The sequence below is a fragment of the Streptococcus sanguinis genome (assembly GCF_020729765.1).
In the GTDB taxonomy this organism is placed as follows: Bacteria; Bacillota; Bacilli; order Lactobacillales; family Streptococcaceae; genus Streptococcus; species Streptococcus sanguinis_Q.
This window is the reverse complement of record NZ_JAJEPD010000051.1, coordinates 95,147-113,052: the sequence shown is the minus strand read 5'-3', so window position 1 is coordinate 113,052 and position 17,906 is coordinate 95,147. Positions and strand designations below refer to the sequence as shown.

Annotated in this window: 16 protein-coding genes; 13 read left to right on the top strand and 3 right to left on the bottom strand. The window is 44.0% G+C overall.

From position 1 onward, the window contains the following. Together K4H96_RS07445 and K4H96_RS07440 are read left to right on the top strand one after the other, a co-directional pair. The gene (locus tag K4H96_RS07445; RefSeq protein WP_223337919.1) at positions 1–930 is read left to right on the top strand and encodes an aldo/keto reductase; all 930 of its coding nucleotides are present in this window, start codon (positions 1–3) and stop codon (positions 928–930) included. A gap of 118 nt (positions 931–1,048) precedes the next feature. Beyond that, positions 1,049–2,464, top strand: a complete 1,416-nt coding sequence (locus tag K4H96_RS07440; RefSeq protein WP_223337918.1) for an LPXTG cell wall anchor domain-containing protein — start codon at positions 1,049–1,051, stop codon at positions 2,462–2,464. A gap of 43 nt (positions 2,465–2,507) precedes the next feature. On the opposite strand, the gene K4H96_RS07435 is transcribed toward K4H96_RS07440, so the two are convergent. Continuing rightward, a complete protein-coding gene (locus tag K4H96_RS07435) occupies positions 2,508–3,485 on the bottom strand; it encodes a nuclease-related domain-containing protein (RefSeq protein ID WP_223337917.1) in 978 nt (325 codons plus the stop codon). Between the two features lie 210 nt (positions 3,486–3,695). Between K4H96_RS07435 and K4H96_RS07430 the strand changes: the two genes are divergently transcribed. Then, a complete protein-coding gene (locus K4H96_RS07430; RefSeq protein WP_223337916.1) occupies positions 3,696–4,565 on the top strand; it encodes a glycosyltransferase family 2 protein in 870 nt (289 codons plus the stop codon). Positions 4,566–4,635: 70 nt separating this feature from the next. Here K4H96_RS07430 and K4H96_RS07425 read toward each other — a convergent pair whose 3' ends face one another. After that, on the bottom strand, positions 4,636–5,412 hold the full coding sequence (locus K4H96_RS07425; protein ID WP_049553228.1) for a glycyl-radical enzyme activating protein: 777 nt from the start codon (positions 5,410–5,412) through the stop codon (positions 4,636–4,638). Between the two features lie 124 nt (positions 5,413–5,536). Here K4H96_RS07425 and K4H96_RS07420 point away from each other — a divergent pair, with 124 nt between their 5' ends. From K4H96_RS07420 to K4H96_RS07380, 9 genes are all read left to right on the top strand, one after another. Continuing rightward, on the top strand, positions 5,537–6,280 hold the full coding sequence (locus K4H96_RS07420; RefSeq protein ID WP_002896662.1) for a DeoR/GlpR family DNA-binding transcription regulator: 744 nt from the start codon (positions 5,537–5,539) through the stop codon (positions 6,278–6,280). An 18-nt stretch (positions 6,281–6,298) separates the two neighbouring features. Further along, positions 6,299–7,270 (top strand): sugar-binding transcriptional regulator, encoded by a 972-nt coding sequence (locus tag K4H96_RS07415; RefSeq protein WP_002914450.1) that lies wholly within the window; start codon positions 6,299–6,301, stop codon positions 7,268–7,270. Between the two features lie 101 nt (positions 7,271–7,371). After that, entirely contained in the window at positions 7,372–7,863 is a 492-nt protein-coding gene (locus K4H96_RS07410; protein WP_185773105.1) for a hypothetical protein, read from the top strand. A 330-nt stretch (positions 7,864–8,193) separates the two neighbouring features. Further along, positions 8,194–8,517, top strand: a complete 324-nt coding sequence (locus K4H96_RS07405) for a PTS lactose/cellobiose transporter subunit IIA (RefSeq protein WP_002896659.1) — start codon at positions 8,194–8,196, stop codon at positions 8,515–8,517. Positions 8,518–8,537: 20 nt separating this feature from the next. After that, on the top strand, positions 8,538–8,849 hold the full coding sequence (locus K4H96_RS07400) for a PTS sugar transporter subunit IIB (protein ID WP_002896658.1): 312 nt from the start codon (positions 8,538–8,540) through the stop codon (positions 8,847–8,849). A gap of 17 nt (positions 8,850–8,866) precedes the next feature. Beyond that, a complete protein-coding gene (locus tag K4H96_RS07395) occupies positions 8,867–10,168 on the top strand; it encodes a PTS sugar transporter subunit IIC (RefSeq protein ID WP_002896657.1) in 1,302 nt (433 codons plus the stop codon). Between the two features lie 168 nt (positions 10,169–10,336). Next, entirely contained in the window at positions 10,337–12,778 is a 2,442-nt protein-coding gene (locus K4H96_RS07390) for a glycyl radical protein (RefSeq protein ID WP_223337915.1), read from the top strand. Between the two features lie 14 nt (positions 12,779–12,792). After that, complete coding sequence (locus K4H96_RS07385) at positions 12,793–13,461, top strand: fructose-6-phosphate aldolase (RefSeq protein ID WP_223314782.1); 669 nt, start codon at positions 12,793–12,795, stop codon at positions 13,459–13,461. A gap of 45 nt (positions 13,462–13,506) precedes the next feature. Next, positions 13,507–14,601, top strand: coding sequence for a glycerol dehydrogenase (locus tag K4H96_RS07380; protein WP_002914442.1), 1,095 nt, complete (start codon positions 13,507–13,509; stop codon positions 14,599–14,601). 67 nt (positions 14,602–14,668) lie between these two features. On the opposite strand, the gene K4H96_RS07375 is transcribed toward K4H96_RS07380, so the two are convergent. Then, positions 14,669–15,232 carry a methyltransferase family protein gene (locus K4H96_RS07375; protein WP_223337914.1) on the bottom strand — a complete coding sequence of 188 codons (564 nt, stop codon included), beginning with the start codon at positions 15,230–15,232 and terminating at the stop codon, positions 14,669–14,671. 164 nt (positions 15,233–15,396) lie between these two features. Between K4H96_RS07375 and leuS the strand changes: the two genes are divergently transcribed. Then, the gene (leuS, locus tag K4H96_RS07370) at positions 15,397–17,898 is read left to right on the top strand and encodes a leucine--tRNA ligase (protein ID WP_223337913.1); all 2,502 of its coding nucleotides are present in this window, start codon (positions 15,397–15,399) and stop codon (positions 17,896–17,898) included. Positions 17,899–17,906 lie beyond the last annotated feature (8 nt).

Here is a 17,906-nt window from a genome sequence, read left to right as displayed (position 1 = left end):
ATGAAATATATGACAGTCGGAAATGAACTGGAAGGAGCCAGTCAGCTGGTTTTGGGCTGCATGCGACTGGCAGAGCATGATCCTAAAGAGGTCGTTTCCGTTCTTGAAACAGCATTAGAAGTGGGAATTAATTTCTTTGACCACTCAGATGTCTATGCTGGCGGCCAGTCTGAAGCCAAGTTTGCACAGGCTCTTCGCTCGGCTAAGATTCCCCGGGAACGAGTTCTCATCCAGTCCAAGTGCGGACTGCGGGATGTTCACACCAACTACCATTTTGACTTTTCTAAGGATTATATCATCAGCTCGGTTGAAGGCAGCTTGGAGCGCTTGCAGACGGACTATCTGGATGTGCTCCTCCTGCACCGGCCAGATGCTCTTGTGGAGCCAGAAGAGGTGGCTGAGGCTTTCTCACAGCTGCACCAAGCCGGGAAGGTCCGCTATTTCGGAGTCAGCAATCAAAACCCTTATCAGATCGAGCTGCTGCAGAAAAGTGTGGAGCAGCCCTTGATTGCCAACCAACTGCAGTTTGGTCCAGCCCACACTCCGATGCTGGATGCTGGGCTCAATGCCAATATGCTCAATCCTTTAGCAATCGTTCGGGACGGTAGTGTGCTGGACTATTGTCGATTGCATCATATCACGATTCAGCCTTGGTCACCATTTCAGGTCGACTTGAACCAGGGACTTTTTATGGAGCATCCTAAATATGCTCAGCTTACAGAAACTCTGCATGCCTTTGCGTCAGACTATCAAGTTTCTTTTGAAGCCCTAGTTCTCGCCTGGATTTTGCGTCATCCAGCACAAATGCAGCCGATTGTTGGCTCCATGAATCCGCAGCGAATTCGCTCAATGGTGGCTGCTTTTAATATTGAGCTCTCTCGAGCTGATTGGTATAAGATTTACAAGAGCGCAGGGAATCCTCTGCCCTAAGCTTGTTTTTGCTGGGAGATTATTTGTTATTCAGAATCAATGAAGCCTAAGAGCAGCGAATCAGTCTGCTTGCTTTATTGATTAAGCTCGACTCTGTGCCTTATGAAAGGAGAATGATATGAATAATAAGTTTTCTTGGCAAGCCATAGCAAAATCTGCTTCTGCTGCTAAGTATGGGAGCAGCTTGCTGCTATGTGCTTCCCTCTTGTCCTTAGCAGCTTTGACAGTTGTATCAAGAGTTGAAGCAGAAGATGTTGCGCCTGCCCCTGCCGCAGTAGCTGAAACGCCGGCTTCTCCAGCAGCGCAAGCAAGTCCCGAGGCTGAAAATCCAGCTGTAGCTGAACCCCAAGCAGCTCCTGCAAATCAGGCCGAATCAGCTGCAGCCGCTAGCGAGCTGCCAGCCAGTCAGGTCATGTCCGATGAGCAGAAGCAGCGCGCCATTGCTCAGATGGGAGCCAATCAAGGGGATGTCTGGGTTTGGTCGGAGGAAAATGTCGTTGAAGAAAATGGGGAGCGTCAAAAGCGCGGTCCTAATGGTGGCCCCGGCCAATTTAATGGCGGAGCCGTCGTGTTAGGCGGCCGTCCGACTTATGACCCAGCAGCTGATTGGTACTACCTAGCTTATAAAGGCGAAGGGATGACCGACGAAGAAGCACAGGCTGTCTTTGACAAGGAACGCGGCAAATGGATGAATGAATTTGATCCCTGGGGCGTTGTGATGGAAATGACGGACAATAAGGCCAGTAATGCTTGGGCGGATATTCGTAACATGCAGGCTTTTGTGCTCCGGAAGGACTCCAATGTTTGGGAGAAAATTGTGGATCACCCTCAAGGGGTTCAATGGGTTTCTCAATTCAAGGGGAATATGTCCAGCAACGTAGGAGATGCCCGGCAGGAAGCCTTGGCTGGCGGGGGAACAGCTATTGAGGTATTACCTAAGCAGGATCGGGTTGCCCACTGGGGTTCTGATCAGGCCCGTGATATTCCAAATCCTCAAACCATTCGGGCTGTTTTAGTTTCCGTAGAAGCTCGTATTTCTGAAAAATCTGACCCAGATGCCAAGCTTGGTATTCAAGTTGGTGGTGACTGGAAATTTGCTGAAGAAGTAAGTAAGCCGCTCTGGTATCCAGGAGCTGGTCTGGCTGGTATTCAGCGACTGACCAAGGATTGGGCTCGTTACTATTTTGTCAGCCTCACTGGTATTCAAGATGCAGTCGAAGAAAGGGCCATTTCACAAGATGTATTCATGAAGAGTATCGTGCCGTTAGCCGATATGGAGCAGGCCTCTCAAAATCAAGCCCAGCAGCCAACCCCTGCAAGCCCTGATCCAAAGAGTAGCCAAGCGGAAAATCTGACCTACAAAACAAGCGGCCAGACGGATCCTCAAGCAGCGTCTCAAGAGCCAACTCTTCAACAAGCTTCTTCCAAACAACTACCTAAGACCGGCAGCCAAAGCAGTCTATTGACCAATCTGCTGGGATTCGGGCTCTTAGGACTGGCAGCTGGTTTCCTTGGCTTGAAGAAAAAATCTTAGTTTTGCAAGCTAGAGAAAAAAATAATCTACAAAAAAGCAACAGCTAGAATCTGCTGTTGCTTTGTGTTTGATTTAGGTTTTGCACGACAGGCTGTCCAAAATTAGGTGCTTGCGCAGCGGGCGGACTGCAGACAGGCTCTTGGTATTTTTGAGTAAAGCGGCATCTTGGGAAGTTGGAGCAGCCCCAAAATTGCTGACCAGCCCTAGAACCCTTGGATGCTGTACGGAGCACCAATCTATGCTGGCAGCGAGGGCAGATCTTTTCTGCTTCTCTACGCTGTTTATTCTGGGCAATGCTGTTAATATGGCGCTCTTTGATGACCTGCTTTCGTTTGGTCAAAGGTAGCAGCATACGATAGAGGTCGTCAATCTGCTCAGGCGACAGGTAGACTGGACTTTGGCAGGCCTGCTGGTCAATTGCCCCAATCACTTGCCAGGTCTGAATAACCTTATGCCTGTCACTGTTTAGATGGATTTCTTTAAGCTGACAGTCATTGCCAAAGACGATATAGGAATATAGATTTGGGGTGTATTGGTTGAGATAGTAGCTGAGCCATTTGAGATGGACTTTATTTTGAATAATGGGATTGAAAAAAGAATTCTTGTAGGATTTTCCTCGGCCTCTGGAAAGAACCTGAGTCCAGTATTGCTGATTTTCTGAGCCGAAAATCCAGCCCTTGTAGTTTTTTGACTCAAAAATATAAATCCCAGACGGGTGAATCAGCAGGGCATCAATCTCAGTGGTAGTGCCATCTTCTTTGAAGATATAGAGATTGTACAAAATCTTTTTGTAGCCATAGAGCTGGTTCAAGACCTGACCAAGCTGGTACTCTCCCTGTTTTCCCTTGTTATATTTGAGTTCCCAAGGGGCAGTCTGGGTTTGCTGGAAATAGTCAGGATCTTGGCTGTGGCTGGACGACCAATCCGAGTCCGTATCTTCTCGGTCTTCAAGTAGCTTATAACTGATAAAAAAGACGATGCCAAAGACAGCCACGAATGCGACGAAAAAGAATCCAAACATTTCCTAATCTCCCTTAAAATCCCTAATTCGAGTATAGCACAAAATAAAGAACGAAAGATTTTTATAAGTGTAAAAACAAAACAATTGAACAATGAATCGAAATGTGTCTAAAAAGCTGAAACTATCCTTTAAAAACTTATTTTCCAAAAACACCTCACAAACCTAAAAAATCATGTATAATAAAAAGACAGGAAAAGAATAGGAGTTATTATGTCTCAGGAATTAATCAGTGTTATCATCCCTGTTTACAATGTTGAGCAGTATTTAGCAGAGTGTGTGAACAGTGTCTGTCGTCAGACCTATCAAAATCTGGAAATTATTCTAGTCAATGATGGTTCAACAGATGCTTCTGGTCAGATTTGCCAAGAGCTGGCTGACCAGGATGCGAGGATTCGTCTTATTCATCAGGAAAATCAAGGCTTGTCCGGTGCCCGCAACACAGGGATTGAGCACTCTAGTGCAGACTATTTGATTTTTGTGGATTCGGATGACTGGCTGCCTGAGCAGCATGTTGCCCGCCTTTATGAAAAGCTCAAGGAGTACGATGCGGATATTGCCATTGGTCACCACTGTAGCTTCCGTGCAGAGGATTCAGCCTTCCTCTACTATTCGACAGAGCATTTTGAAACCCTCTATACGCGAGAAGAGATAATCGAGGAGTACCCTAGACGGCGCATGCTAGACGGTGTCTTTCTCTGTGCCTGGGCCAAGCTCTATAAGCGTGAGCTCTTTGATACAGTGCGCTATCCAGTCGGCCGAGTGGCCGAAGATGCCTTCACAACTTATAAGCTGTATCTTCAGTCAGAGAAGATTATCTACCTCAATGAACCGCTCTATTACTATCGCTTGCGGCCAAATAGCATCTCCATGACTTGGAATGAGCAGTGGTTCCGAGACTTGATTGTAGGTTTTGAGGAGCAGCTAGCCATTTTGGGTAAGCTGGGCTATGACCTGAGCTTCTACTACAAATACTACACTTTCCTGCTCCAGTATTGTCGCGACAGCGCTGCAGCTGTCGGTATGCAGTCCAGTCGGGTCTGTCAGGAAATTGAAAGTAAACTCCAACTATTTGGAGAATAAATAAAACAAGCTACCTTTCAACAATAGGGCTGAAAGCGTAGCTTGTTTTTTAGTGTTTGAAAATTAAAGACTAAAAATAACAATGAATGTCATGCTTCAAAAAGACATCTTGGTATTCAAATAAGTCTTCAGGGTGCAAGGCCTTGACATCTTCCATGGCATACTTTCGGCCAAGTAATTTGTATTTATTTTCGCCAAATTGATGGAAAGGCAACAGCTGGACTTGATTGATGGATAGTTCATTAAACAAAGTCGCAAACCGCTCTGCATCTTCTAAGGAGTCGTTAAAATCTGGAATGACTGGAATGCGCAGAACAATCGTCTTTTGATGAGTAAAGGCGTAGTGGATATTCTGAACAATTAATTCGTTTTTTACTCCAGTCACCTTGCGGTGGTTGACAGAGTTATAATGTTTCAGGTCTGTATAGATAAAATCAACGTACTGGATGAGATCCACGAATTTTTCGTGTTCTACAAAGGCAGTTGTTTCGATAGCGGTATGAATCCCTTTTTCCTTAGCGGCTTTGAGAATGGCCTTGGCAAATTCAAACTGGGCGAAAATCTCTCCGCCAGATAAGGTCAGGCCGCCGCCAGATTCTTCATAAAAATCTCTGTCCTTTAGGACTTCGTTGATAATCTCCTCTACACTTCTTTCCTCCCCCATAGTGATGCTTTTTTTGGTAGTAGCATCCAGCATAGGCTCGGGTCTGAATTGCTGTGATTCTGGATTGGAGCACCAAGGGCAGCGCAGAGGACAGCCCTTGAGGAAAACCGTTGTACGAATCCCTGGTCCATCATGAATACTGAAATGTTGGATGTTGAAAATAATTCCTTTTGTTGTTTCCATACTCAGGCCTCCTTTGGATACAATCATTATAACTTATTTTAGAAAGAAAAACAATTACGAATGAAAGTTATTTTTATTTTATTTTTAAGGCGTCTTTTGTTACAATAATAGCAGAGGTGATAGAATGGAACGTTTAGATGAAATTGTTAAATTAGTATCTGAATTTGAACGAATCGATGTCAATACTTTGTCTGACCGCTTAAAAGTGTCCAAAGTAACGATTCGCAAGGACTTGGATAAGCTGGAAACCAAAGGTCTGTTGCGCAGAGAGCATGGCTATGCTGTTTTAAATAGCGGCGATGATCTGAATGTCAGACTTTCCTTTCATTATGATACCAAGCGCCGAATTGCCCAGGAAGCAGCAAAAATCGTTCAGGATAATGAAACCATTATGATCGAATCAGGTTCGACCTGTGCCTTGCTAGCTGAGGAAATCTGCCGGACGAAGAAGAATGTCAAGATTATTACCAATTCTTATTTTATTGCGGATTATATAAAACAAACTGATTCTTGTAAAATTATCTTACTGGGCGGAGAATTTCAGAAAGATTCTCAAGTGACAGTAGGGCCTCTTCTCAAGGAAATGATCCGCTTTTTCCACGTAGAACATGCTTTTGTCGGAACAGATGGCTATGATGAAAATCTAGGCTTTACAGGCAAGGATCTGATGCGGAGTGAGGTTGTGCAGTATATGTCAGAGGCATCTGACCAGATGATTGTCTTGACGGACTCAAGTAAGTTTACCAGAAAAGGAACGGTTAAGAGATTTGGCTTCAAGCAGATTGCGCAAGTGGTGACTGACAAGGCGATTCCGAAAGAGGCTGTTGAGCGCTTGAAAGCTGCCGATATCAAGCTGACCCTAATCTAGCAGAGAGAAGGAGATAAGATGAAAAATGAAAGAAAAAAACTATTGGCAAAAATTGCTTATCTCTACTATATCGAAGAAAGAAGCCAGTCTGACATTGCGGCTGAGACAGGGATTTATCGCACCACTATCAGCCGAATGCTGGCAGAAGCGAAAAAAGAGGGCATTGTAAAGATTGAGATTGAAGACTTTGATACTCGCTTGTTCCATTTGGAAAACTATGTAAAAGAAAAATACGGGCTCAAGGGAATCGAAATTGTCAGTAATTTAGTGGATGAATCTCCAGCAGACCTGGAAGAGAGGTTGGCTCAAGCTGCTGCAGGTATGCTACGCAGCCTGATTAAAGACAATGATAAAGTGGGATTTTCTTGGGGCAAGAGCTTGAGCCTTTTAGTAGAGCACTCCAGCAGCAAGCATTTGACAAATGTCCATTTCTTTCCTTTGGCAGGTGGACCGAGTCATATCCATGCACGCTATCATGTGAACACCCTCATCTATAGCATGGCTGGAAAATACCATGGGGACTGCCGTTTTATGAATTCCACGATTATTCAGGAAGATGAGCAGCTGACAAATGGAATATTGGCTTCTAAATATTTTGAAGATCTGAAAAGTAGCTGGCAGGAGCTGGATGTGGCTGTGGTTGGTATTGGAGGGCAGGTTGACACGAGAAATCGTCAATGGTTGGACATGCTGACCTCGGAGGATTTTCTTGCTCTAGAGAGTCAGGATGCTGTTGGAGAAATCTGCTGCCGCTTCTTTAATAAAAAAGGGGAGATGGTCTACCAGCATTTGCAAAATCGAACGATTGCCATCTCTTTGGAAAATTTGAAAAAGGTGCCGCTTAGTTTGGCCTTTGCCTATGGCAGTCAAAAATCTGCTGCCATCTTAGCAGTGTTGCGAGCTGGCTATGTTAATCATTTGGTGACAGATGAAGCGACGATTCTAAAAATGCTAGACTTGGATGGAGATAGGAGTTTCTTCACTTCTTGATGTCAGTGGAATCTCAGGTGCAAGAGATTTCCAAGACGGAATTTAGGGATTCTATTTTTTAATAGTGGATTAGCAGCTATGTATGGAGGTGGATTCTTGATTTGAAAAAGCCAATGAAACGAAAATTGACTAGTTTAGCCACAGGGGAGCTAGTCGCTGTGCTAGTATTTTGGATGAATTTTTTCCTTCTCAAAAAATGGATTCTTACTACTGGAGCTTTGATTTCTATTTCTTTCTCCTTGTTTGTACTGAGTTTTATTTTGATACAGGGCTCTGTTTTCTGGTGGATTTTGATAAAAAGGATTTCCAATCCAAGATTTGCTGAAAGATATACAGGCAAGATTTACAGAATACTAAAGATCTTAGACCTTATTTTACTAGGTGTAGGGGCCCTGATAATTATTTTAAATTACAGTGAATTTCCCACGTCCATAATCTCTTTAGCAATTTGGTTTTTTGCTATCATCGAGTGGATTAATTATTTTAAATGGCAATTATCCTACAGTCTGAATCCTGCTGTTTTATTGAAATACATCCTCCAGAGGAAATTGCGGAAAAGTAAAATAGCAAAGGAAATTGAGAAAGCCGTATAAAAAGATAAGTTTCGATTTCTTAAAATAGCATATATGAGGAAGTAGAAGCAAATAGCTGCTGCTTCTTTTTTGTGTCGAATCTGCTTATCGTTCTTATCTAATAGAGTGCCTTTGATTCGCAGATGAATACAGCTGTATAGAACTGTCCTTTATGGGGGGAGTTTTTATTCTGCACAAATGTGCAAAATAATTTAAATAAGCTAATTTGTTCTATAATATATTGACGGACTGAGATAAAGGTGATACATTCTAGTTACAAACAAAAATAAATCACTTTCAAACAAAAGAACAAGTTTTTGTTAATCATAAAGATAGGAGCGATTGTAACATATGGAAATGATTGTAGCAGATCAAATTATCATGGGTCTTATCTTAGACGCTGGTGATGCCAAGCAGCATATTTATCAAGCTTTATCACTAGCTAAAGATGGTAAGTTTTCAGAATGCGATGAGCAGATTGAGCTTGCAGATAAGGCGCTGTTAGAGGCCCATAACTTGCAGACCAAGTTCCTAGCTCAGGAAGCTGGAGGAACGAAAACAGAGATTACAGCACTGTTTGTTCATTCTCAAGATCATTTGATGACTAGCATTACAGAGATTAACCTCATCAAAGAAATCATCGACTTGAGAAGAGAATTACAAGGGGAAAAATAAATCATCAGGAGGATGAAAAGATGGTTAAGATTGGTTTGTTTTGCGCGGCAGGTTTTTCAACAGGAATGTTGGTCAACAATATGAAAATAGCTGCAGCTGAAAAAGGGCTGGAAGCTGAGATTGAAGCCTACTCTCAGGCTAAGTTGGCTGATTATGCAGCGGATCTGGATGTCGCTTTATTGGGCCCGCAGGTAGCTTATACACTAGACAAATCTACAGCTATTTGCGACAGTTGCCATACTCCGATTGCAGTTATTCCGATGGCTGATTACGGTATGCTAGATGGCGAAAAAGTGTTAAACCTCGCTTTGAGTTTGTTGGATAAACATTAAAATCAAGGAGCTTCGTTATGTCTAAAGTGGATACTCAAAAAATCATTGCGCCGATTATGAAGTTTGTCAATATGCGCGGGATTATCGCCTTAAAAGACGGTATGTTGGCAATTTTGCCCCTTACAGTTGTGGGAAGTCTATTCTTGATTGTAGGGCAATTGCCGTTTGAAGGTCTAAATCAAGCCATTGCTGGTGTGTTTGGAGCAGACTGGACAGAACCGTTTATGCAGGTTTATTCAGGTACCTTTGCCATTATGGGGCTGATTTCCTGTTTTTCAATTGGTTATTCTTATGCCAAGAACAGCGGTGTAGAGCCTCTGCCGGCAGGGGTGTTGTCTCTTTCTTCTTTCTTTATCCTTTTGAAATCCTCCTACATACCAGAAAAGGGTGAGGCGATTGCAGATGCGATTGCCAAGGTCTGGTTTGGCGGACAAGGAATCATTGGGGCCATTCTCATTGGTCTGGCAGTTGGCAGTATCTATACGATTTTCATTCAAAAGCATATTGTCATCAAAATGCCAGAGCAGGTTCCTCAAGCGATTGCCAAGCAGTTTGAAGCCATGATTCCTGCTTTCGTTATTTTCTTGCTGTCAATGCTTGTTTATATTATTGCCAAGATAGTGACAGGTGGCGGTACCTTTATTGAGATGATTTACGATGTCATTCAGGTGCCTCTGCAAGGTCTGACAGGCTCTTTGTATGGAGCTATCGGTATTGCTTTCTTCATTTCTTTCTTATGGTGGTTTGGCGTCCATGGCCAGTCTGTTGTCAATGGTGTCGTAACAGCCTTGCTGTTGTCAAATCTGGATGCTAATAAGGCCCTGCTTGCTGCAGATAAGTTGTCTGTCAGTCAAGGCGCTCATATTGTGACCCAGCAATTTTTGGATAGTTTTCTTATCTTGTCGGGCTCCGGTATTACTTTCGGAGTGGTCGTGGCCATGCTCTTTGCTGCCAAGTCCAAGCAGTACAAAGCACTGGGGAAAGTTGCTGCCTTCCCGGCAATCTTTAATGTCAATGAGCCAGTTGTCTTTGGCTTTCCGATTGTGATGAATCCGGTTATGTTCCTGCCCTTTGTTTTGGTACCGGTTCTAGCCGCTTTGATTGTCTACATGGCGATTGCGGTCGGCTTTATGCAACCATTCGCAGGTGTGACTTTGCCTTGGAGTACACCGGCTATCATTTCTGGCTTTATGGTCGCTGGCTGGCAAGGGGCAGTCATTCAAATTGTCATCTTAGCCATGTCCGCCTTTGTCTATTTCCCATTTGTGAAGTTTCAGGATAAGATTGCCTACAATAACGAATTGAAAAATGAAGAATAATCTGATTTTGATGGATAAAAACACAAAAGTTTCTTGGCTCAGATGGCACAAATGTGCAAAAAATCTTTAATTCTGTAATCGCCTATAAATGATTGAATTCTAGGATTTTGCATGTTACAATAGTTACGAAAGAAATAAATTAAATTTCATAAGAAAGGTCGTGGCCAAATGATTCAAGTAAAAGAAGTAGAAAAAACAACAATAAAAACAGACTATTTTGGCAGCTTAACAGAGCGGATGAATAAATATCGGGAAGATGTTTTAAATAAAAAGCCCTATATTGATGCAGAGCGCGCTGTCTTAGCTACCAAGGCTTATGATAAGCATAAGGAAAAACCAAATGTGTTGAAGCGTGCTTACATGCTCAAAGAGATTTTGGAAAATATGACGCTTTATATTGAAGATGAAACGATGATTGTCGGTAATCAGGCTTCATCTAATAAAGATGCGCCTATTTTCCCAGAGTATACTTTAGAGTTTGTACTCAATGAACTAGATCTTTTTGAGAAACGGGATGGAGATGTCTTCTACATTACAGAAGAAACCAAAGAGCAACTCCGCGGCATCGCTCCTTTCTGGGAAAACAATAACCTCCGTGCGAGAGCTGGAGCTTTACTTCCAGAGGAAGTTCAGGTTTATATGGAAACTGGCTTCTTTGGCATGGAAGGAAAGATGAACTCTGGGGATGCTCACTTGGCGGTCAACTATCAAAAACTCTTGGCCTATGGACTGAAAGGTTTTGAAGAAAAAGCTCGCGCAGCTAAGGAAGCCTTGGATTTGACCGATCCGGCTAGTATTGATAAATACCACTTCTATGATTCCATTTTCATCGTAGTAGATGCTGTGAAAGCTTATGCGGAGCGTTTTGTGGCCTTGGCCAATCAGCTTGCTGAAAAAGCAGAGCCTAAGCGCCGTCAAGAGCTCTTAGAAATCGCTAGAATCTGTTCTAAAGTGCCGTACGAGCCAGCATCAACCTTTGCTGAAGCTGTTCAGTCTGTTTGGTTTATCCAGTGTATCCTTCAGATTGAGTCCAACGGACATTCACTCTCTTATGGACGCTTTGACCAGTACATGTATCCTTATGTCAAGGCAGATTTGGAAGCTGGACGTGAGACAGAGGCTAGTATTGTGGAACGCTTAACCAATCTCTGGATTAAGACGATTACCATTAATAAAGTACGCAGCCAGGCTCACACATTCTCATCTGCGGGCAGTCCCCTTTATCAAAATGTGACAATCGGTGGCCAAACGAGAGATAAGAGAGATGCAGTCAACCCGCTTTCCTACCTTGTGTTGAAATCTGTAGCTCAAACTCATCTTCCTCAGCCGAATCTGACTGTTCGTTATCATGCAGGCTTAGATGCTCGCTTTATGAATGAGTGTATCGAAGTCATGAAGCTTGGTTTCGGTATGCCGGCCTTCAATAATGATGAAATCATCATCCCGTCCTTTATCGCCAAAGGCGTTTTAGAAGAAGATGCTTACGACTACAGTGCTATCGGCTGTGTGGAAACTGCTGTGCCTGGTAAATGGGGCTACCGTTGTACAGGTATGAGCTACATGAACTTCCCTAAGGTGCTTCTTATCACTATGAACGATGGGATTGATCCGGCATCTGGCAAGCGCTTTGCGCCAAGCTTCGGTCATTTTAAAGATATGAAGAGCTTTGCTGAGCTGCAAACGGCTTGGGACAAGACCTTGCGCCATTTGACCCGCATGAGTGTCATCGTGGAAAATTCTATCGACCTGTCTCTTGAGAGAGAAGTGCCGGATATCCTCTGCTCAGCTTTGACAGATGACTGTATCGGACGCGGTAAGCATTTGAAAGAGGGCGGAGCTGTCTATGACTATATTTCTGGTCTTCAAGTCGGTATTGCCAATCTATCAGACTCACTAGCAGCCATCAAGAAGCTGGTCTTTGAGGAAGGCAAGCTGACTCCGGCTGAACTCTGGCATGCACTTGAAACGGACTATGCAGGTGAGCGTGGTAAAGAAATTCAAGAGATGCTGATTCATGATGCACCGAAATATGGTAATGATGATGATTACGCAGATAAGCTAGTGACAGATGCTTATGATATTTATGTGGATGAAATCGCTAAATATCCAAATACCCGTTATGGCCGTGGTCCAATTGGCGGTATCCGATACTCTGGAACATCTTCTATTTCAGCCAATGTAGGTCAAGGTCGCGGTACCTTGGCGACACCAGATGGCCGCAATGCCGGAACACCGCTCGCTGAAGGCTGCTCTCCATCCCACAATATGGACAAGAATGGCCCGACTTCTGTATTGAAATCTGTTTCTAAATTACCGACAGACGAAATCGTAGGTGGCGTTCTGCTTAATCAAAAAGTCAATCCTCAGACCCTGTCTAAGGAAGAAGATAAAGTGAAACTTATTGCCTTGCTTCGTACATTCTTTAACCGTCTGCATGGCTATCATATCCAATACAATGTCGTTTCTCGGGAAACATTGATTGATGCTCAGAAGCATCCTGAAAAACACCGCGATTTGATTGTTCGCGTTGCAGGCTACTCTGCTTTCTTCAATGTGCTTTCCAAGGCGACACAAGATGATATTATCGGACGTACGGAGCACACATTGTAAAAGAGGTCCAATTTATGGAATTCATGCTTGATACCTTAAATTTAGAGGAGATAAAAAAATGGTCGGAAGTCCTCCCCTTGGCGGGAGTGACTTCTAATCCGACCATCGCAAAAAAAGAAGGAAAAATAGACTTCTTCGAACGGATTCGCGCTGTTCGGGAAATCATAGGAGAAGGTCCATCTATCCATGTGCAGGTTGTTGCCAAGGATTATGAGGGAATCTTGAAAGATGCTGCTGAAATTCGAAAAAAATGCGGCGATGCTGTCTACATTAAAGTTCCGGTTACACCGGCTGGGCTGGCAGCTATCAAAACTCTCAAAGCAGAGGGCTACAAGATTACAGCGACAGCCATTTATACAACCTTTCAAGGGCTATTAGCCATTGAAGCGGGGGCTGACTATCTTGCTCCTTACTATAACCGCATGGAAAATCTCAATATTGATTCAGATGCTGTGATTAGCCAGCTGGCTCAAGCGATTGAGCGGGATCATTCCGCCAGCAAAATATTGGCAGCTTCCTTTAAGAATGTTGGACAAATCAATCGTGCTTTTGCTGATGGGGCTCAAGCCATTACAGCTGGACCAGATATCTTTGCAGCAGCCTTTGCCATGCCGTCTATCGCTAAGGCAGTAGATGACTTTGCTACTGACTGGTCAGCAATTCACAATCAGGAATACATTTAAAAGGTATATATAATGCTCTATCTATAAAAAAGAAAGAGGTGTTCTATGAGAATTTTTGCAAGCCCGTCTCGTTATATTCAGGGAGAAAATGCCCTGTTTGAAAATGCAAAACAGATTCTTCAGTTAGGAAGCCATCCAGTCTTGCTTTGTGATGATGTGGTTTACCAGATTGTTGGGGAGAAGTTCCATGACTATCTTACTCGTTATGGTTTTCATGTGCTGCATGTCGCTTTTAACGGAGAAGCTTCTGACGCTGAAATAGAACGGGTCGTTGCTCTGGCTGAAAAAGACGGAGCAGACTTAGTTATTGGTCTAGGCGGTGGGAAAACGATTGACAGTGCGAAGGCGATTGCAGACATACTAGGACGTCCTGTGGTCATTGCGCCAACCATTGCCTCTACAGATGCCCCAACTTCAGCACTTTCTGTTATCTATACAGAAGATGGCGCCTTTGAAAAGTACATTTTCTATAGTAAAAACCCCGAACTAGTCTTGGTGGATACGAAAGTGATTGCTGGAGCGCCAAAACGACTTCTGGCTTCTGGGATTGCAGATGGTTTAGCGACTTGGGTAGAGGCGCGTGCCGTCCAGCAAAAAAATGGCACTACCATGCTGGGACAAAGACAGAGCTTAGCTGGTGTAGCAATTGCGAAGAAGTGTGAAGAAACCCTGTTTGCAGATGGCCTGCAGGCTATTGCAGCCTGTGAAGCAAAAGTCGTGACCCCAGCTCTGGAAAATATCATTGAAGCTAATACCCTTCTCAGTGGCGTCGGCTTTGAGAGCGGCGGTTTAGCAGCAGCCCATGCTATCCACAACGGCTTTACAGCTCTTACAGGCGATATTCATCACTTGACCCACGGCGAAAAAGTAGCCTATGGAACCTTGACCCAGCTCTTCTTAGAAAACCGTTCTAAAGAAGAATTGGAAAAATATATTCGCTTCTATCAAAAGATTGGTATGCCGACAACTCTGAAAGAAATGCATTTAGAAAATGCCAGCTATGAAGATTTGCTCAAAGTTGGTCAGCAAGCGACGATTGAGGGCGAAACCATCCATCAGATGCCATTTGAGATCTCAGCTTCTGACATTGCAGGTGCCATCCTAGCGGTTGACCAATATGTCAGGGATTTGGATAAATAAAAGCAAAATATAAAACAAGCCACCTTCCAACCGCAGGGTTGACAGCGTGGCTTGTTTTTTGGTGAGATTACCAGATGTAAGGAAAAACTCGGTATCTAACCTTTTGGCAATAAGCTTCGTAATTTTTCCCAAAGTGATTGCCTAAAGCTTTTTCTTCTACTCTAAGTCGAATGCTATATCCTAACACGAGTAAAATAAGACTGATAATGATTGTAAGAGGATTTAATGAGGTAATCGATAGGCCAAGGATAGACAAGATACTGCCAGTATAGGCAGGATTTCTTACAATAGAATAAGGGCCATGGTCTACTAATTGTTGACTATCGGTTGTTTGAACGGCCAGTGTGAAGTTTTTTCCGAGATAATTGACTGCATAGACCCGCAATGCGAACCCTGCTAGGGAGATGAGGATTCCAAGATAGATAGTGAGGCTGGGTAAGTGGGAGACAAAGTCGAGAAATTGTCCGTTTATCAAAAATAAGCAGCAGATAACACTGCCAATAATGATGTAGCGGCTCCCTTTATCTGCAGAGTCGTTTACATTGTTTGACTTAGTTTTATTTTTAATCCACATTTCTGTGCTAATAAAAATAACAAAGAAAACATAAGTGAAAATAGTTTGTAAATTCATGATTATTCCTCCGGTCAGAATTATACAACTTTTAATTTTAGAGGTCAATCAGAGACTAACGCTTTAGAGATGAGTTATAGTTTTTGTCAGTGAAAACTGGATTCCGTCTTTCAAAATCCCTTGAAAATGGTATAATAGAAACAGTACAAAAAATGGAGAAAAGAATGGCTTATTATAATCACAAAGAAATCGAGCCCAAGTGGCAGAAATACTGGGCAGAGCATCATACATTTAAGACCGGTACGGATAAGGACAAGCCTAACTTTTATGCGCTGGATATGTTTCCTTACCCATCAGGAGCGGGGCTCCATGTAGGGCATCCGGAGGGCTACACGGCGACAGATATCCTCAGCCGCTACAAGCGGGCTCGGGGCTATAATGTCCTTCATCCTATGGGCTGGGATGCCTTTGGCCTGCCGGCTGAGCAATACGCCATGGATACAGGGAATGACCCAGCTGATTTTACAGCGGAAAACATTGCCAACTTCAAGCGTCAAATCAATGCTCTAGGATTTTCGTATGACTGGGACCGAGAAATCAATACAACTGACCCTAATTACTACAAGTGGACCCAGTGGATTTTCACCAAGCTTTACGAAAAAGGCCTGGCTTATGAAGCTGAAGTGCCAGTAAACTGGGTAGAAGAGCTGGGAACGGCTATCGCTAATGAGGAAGTTCTGCCAGACGGTACATCTGAGCGCGGTGGCTATCCAGTTGTCCGCAAACCCATGCGTCAGTGGATGCTGAAAATCACAGCCTATGCAGAACGTCTGCTCAATGACTTGGAGGAATTGGACTGGCCAGAATCTATCAAGGATATGCAGCGCAACTGGATTGGCAAGTCAACTGGTGCCAATGTAACCTTCAAGATTAAGGACACAGATAAGGACTTCACCGTCTTTACGACTCGTCCGGACACCCTTTTTGGTGCGACCTATGCTGTTTTGGCTCCAGAGCATGCTCTCGTTGATGCCATTACAAGTGCAGAACAAGCCCAAGCAGTAGCAGACTACAAACACGCAGCCAGCCTCAAATCCGACCTGGCTCGGACTGATTTGGCTAAGGAGAAGACTGGTGTCTGGACAGGAGCTTATGCTATCAATCCTGTCAACGGCAAGGAAATCCCAATCTGGATTGCTGACTATGTGCTTGCTAGCTACGGAACAGGAGCCATCATGGCTGTTCCAGCGCATGACGAGCGCGACTGGGAGTTTGCTAAGCAGTTTGACTTGGAGATTATTCCGGTTCTAGAGGGTGGGAATGTTGCTGAAGCTGCTTACACAGAAGACGGTCCGCACATTAACTCTGGCTTCTTAGATGGCTTAGATAAGGCTGCCGCTATTGAGAAGATGGTTGCTTGGCTGGAAGCAGAAGGTGTCGGAAATGAAAAAGTCACCTATCGTCTGCGCGACTGGCTCTTTAGCCGTCAACGATACTGGGGTGAGCCGATTCCAATCATTCATTGGGAAGATGGCACCTCAACAGCAGTTCCTGAAAGTGAATTACCACTTGTCTTGCCTGTAACCAAGGATATCCGCCCTTCTGGTACCGGTGAAAGCCCTCTAGCAAATCTGACTGACTGGCTAGAAGTGACTCGGGAAGATGGTGTCAAAGGACGCCGTGAAACCAATACCATGCCTCAATGGGCTGGTTCCAGCTGGTATTACCTGCGTTACATTGACCCACACAACAATGAGAAATTAGCAGACGAAGACTTGCTCAAGGCTTGGCTGCCAGTTGACATTTATATCGGTGGTGCAGAGCATGCCGTACTCCATCTTCTCTATGCTCGCTTCTGGCACAAATTCCTCTATGATATCGGAGTGGTGCCAACCAAAGAGCCTTTCCAAAAACTCTTTAACCAAGGGATGATTCTGGGGACTAGCTACCGTGATAGTCGAGGTGCCCTAGTGGCGACAGACAAGGTGGAAAAACGCGATGGTTCTTTCTTCAACATCGAAACTGGAGAAGAGCTGGAGCAGGCGCCTGCTAAGATGTCTAAGTCTCTGAAGAATGTGGTCAACCCAGATGATGTAGTAGAGCAATACGGTGCCGATACACTGCGTGTCTATGAAATGTTCATGGGGCCACTGGATGCATCCATCGCTTGGAGCGAGGAAGGGTTAGAAGGCAGTCGTAAGTTCCTGGATCGGGTTTATCGTCTCCTTAACTCTAAGGAGCTGGTCTCTGAAAATAGCGGAGCTTTGGACAAGGTATACAACGAAACAGTCAAGTCTGTCACAGAGCAGATTGAGGAGCTCAAGTTTAACACAGCTATTGCCCAGCTCATGATCTTTGTCAATGCAGCCAACAAGGAAGAAAAACTCTATGTCGAATATGCTAAAGGTTTCATTCAATTGCTTGCGCCTTTTGCACCGCACTTGGCTGAAGAACTCTGGCAGGCAGTAGCTCAAACAGGCCAGAGCATTTCCAACGTAGCCTGGCCAACTTATGACGAGAGCAAACTGGTCGAGGCAGAGGTTGAAATCGTAGTGCAAATCAAGGGTAAAGTCCGTGCTAAGTTAGTTGTAGCTAAGGACCTGAGCCGTGAGGAACTGCAAGAAATCGCTCTGGCAGATGAGAAAATTAAATCTGAAATTGCTGGCAAAGAAGTTGTAAAAGTGATTAGCGTGCCGAATAAACTAGTTAATATCGTGGTGAAATAATTAGTTTG

Coding starts and splice junctions, on each gene's coding strand:
- K4H96_RS07445 (WP_223337919.1), top strand. CDS start 1: ATGAAATATATGACAGTCGGAAATGAACTGGAAGGAGCCAGTCAGCTG.
- K4H96_RS07440 (WP_223337918.1), top strand. CDS start 1,049: ATGAATAATAAGTTTTCTTGGCAAGCCATAGCAAAATCTGCTTCTGCT.
- K4H96_RS07435 (WP_223337917.1), bottom strand. CDS start 3,485: ATGTTTGGATTCTTTTTCGTCGCATTCGTGGCTGTCTTTGGCATCGTC.
- K4H96_RS07430 (WP_223337916.1), top strand. CDS start 3,696: ATGTCTCAGGAATTAATCAGTGTTATCATCCCTGTTTACAATGTTGAG.
- K4H96_RS07425 (WP_049553228.1), bottom strand. CDS start 5,412: ATGGAAACAACAAAAGGAATTATTTTCAACATCCAACATTTCAGTATT.
- K4H96_RS07420 (WP_002896662.1), top strand. CDS start 5,537: ATGGAACGTTTAGATGAAATTGTTAAATTAGTATCTGAATTTGAACGA.
- K4H96_RS07415 (WP_002914450.1), top strand. CDS start 6,299: ATGAAAAATGAAAGAAAAAAACTATTGGCAAAAATTGCTTATCTCTAC.
- K4H96_RS07405 (WP_002896659.1), top strand. CDS start 8,194: ATGGAAATGATTGTAGCAGATCAAATTATCATGGGTCTTATCTTAGAC.
- K4H96_RS07400 (WP_002896658.1), top strand. CDS start 8,538: ATGGTTAAGATTGGTTTGTTTTGCGCGGCAGGTTTTTCAACAGGAATG.
- K4H96_RS07395 (WP_002896657.1), top strand. CDS start 8,867: ATGTCTAAAGTGGATACTCAAAAAATCATTGCGCCGATTATGAAGTTT.
- K4H96_RS07390 (WP_223337915.1), top strand. CDS start 10,337: ATGATTCAAGTAAAAGAAGTAGAAAAAACAACAATAAAAACAGACTAT.
- K4H96_RS07385 (WP_223314782.1), top strand. CDS start 12,793: ATGGAATTCATGCTTGATACCTTAAATTTAGAGGAGATAAAAAAATGG.
- K4H96_RS07380 (WP_002914442.1), top strand. CDS start 13,507: ATGAGAATTTTTGCAAGCCCGTCTCGTTATATTCAGGGAGAAAATGCC.
- K4H96_RS07375 (WP_223337914.1), bottom strand. CDS start 15,232: ATGAATTTACAAACTATTTTCACTTATGTTTTCTTTGTTATTTTTATT.
- leuS (WP_223337913.1), top strand. CDS start 15,397: ATGGCTTATTATAATCACAAAGAAATCGAGCCCAAGTGGCAGAAATAC.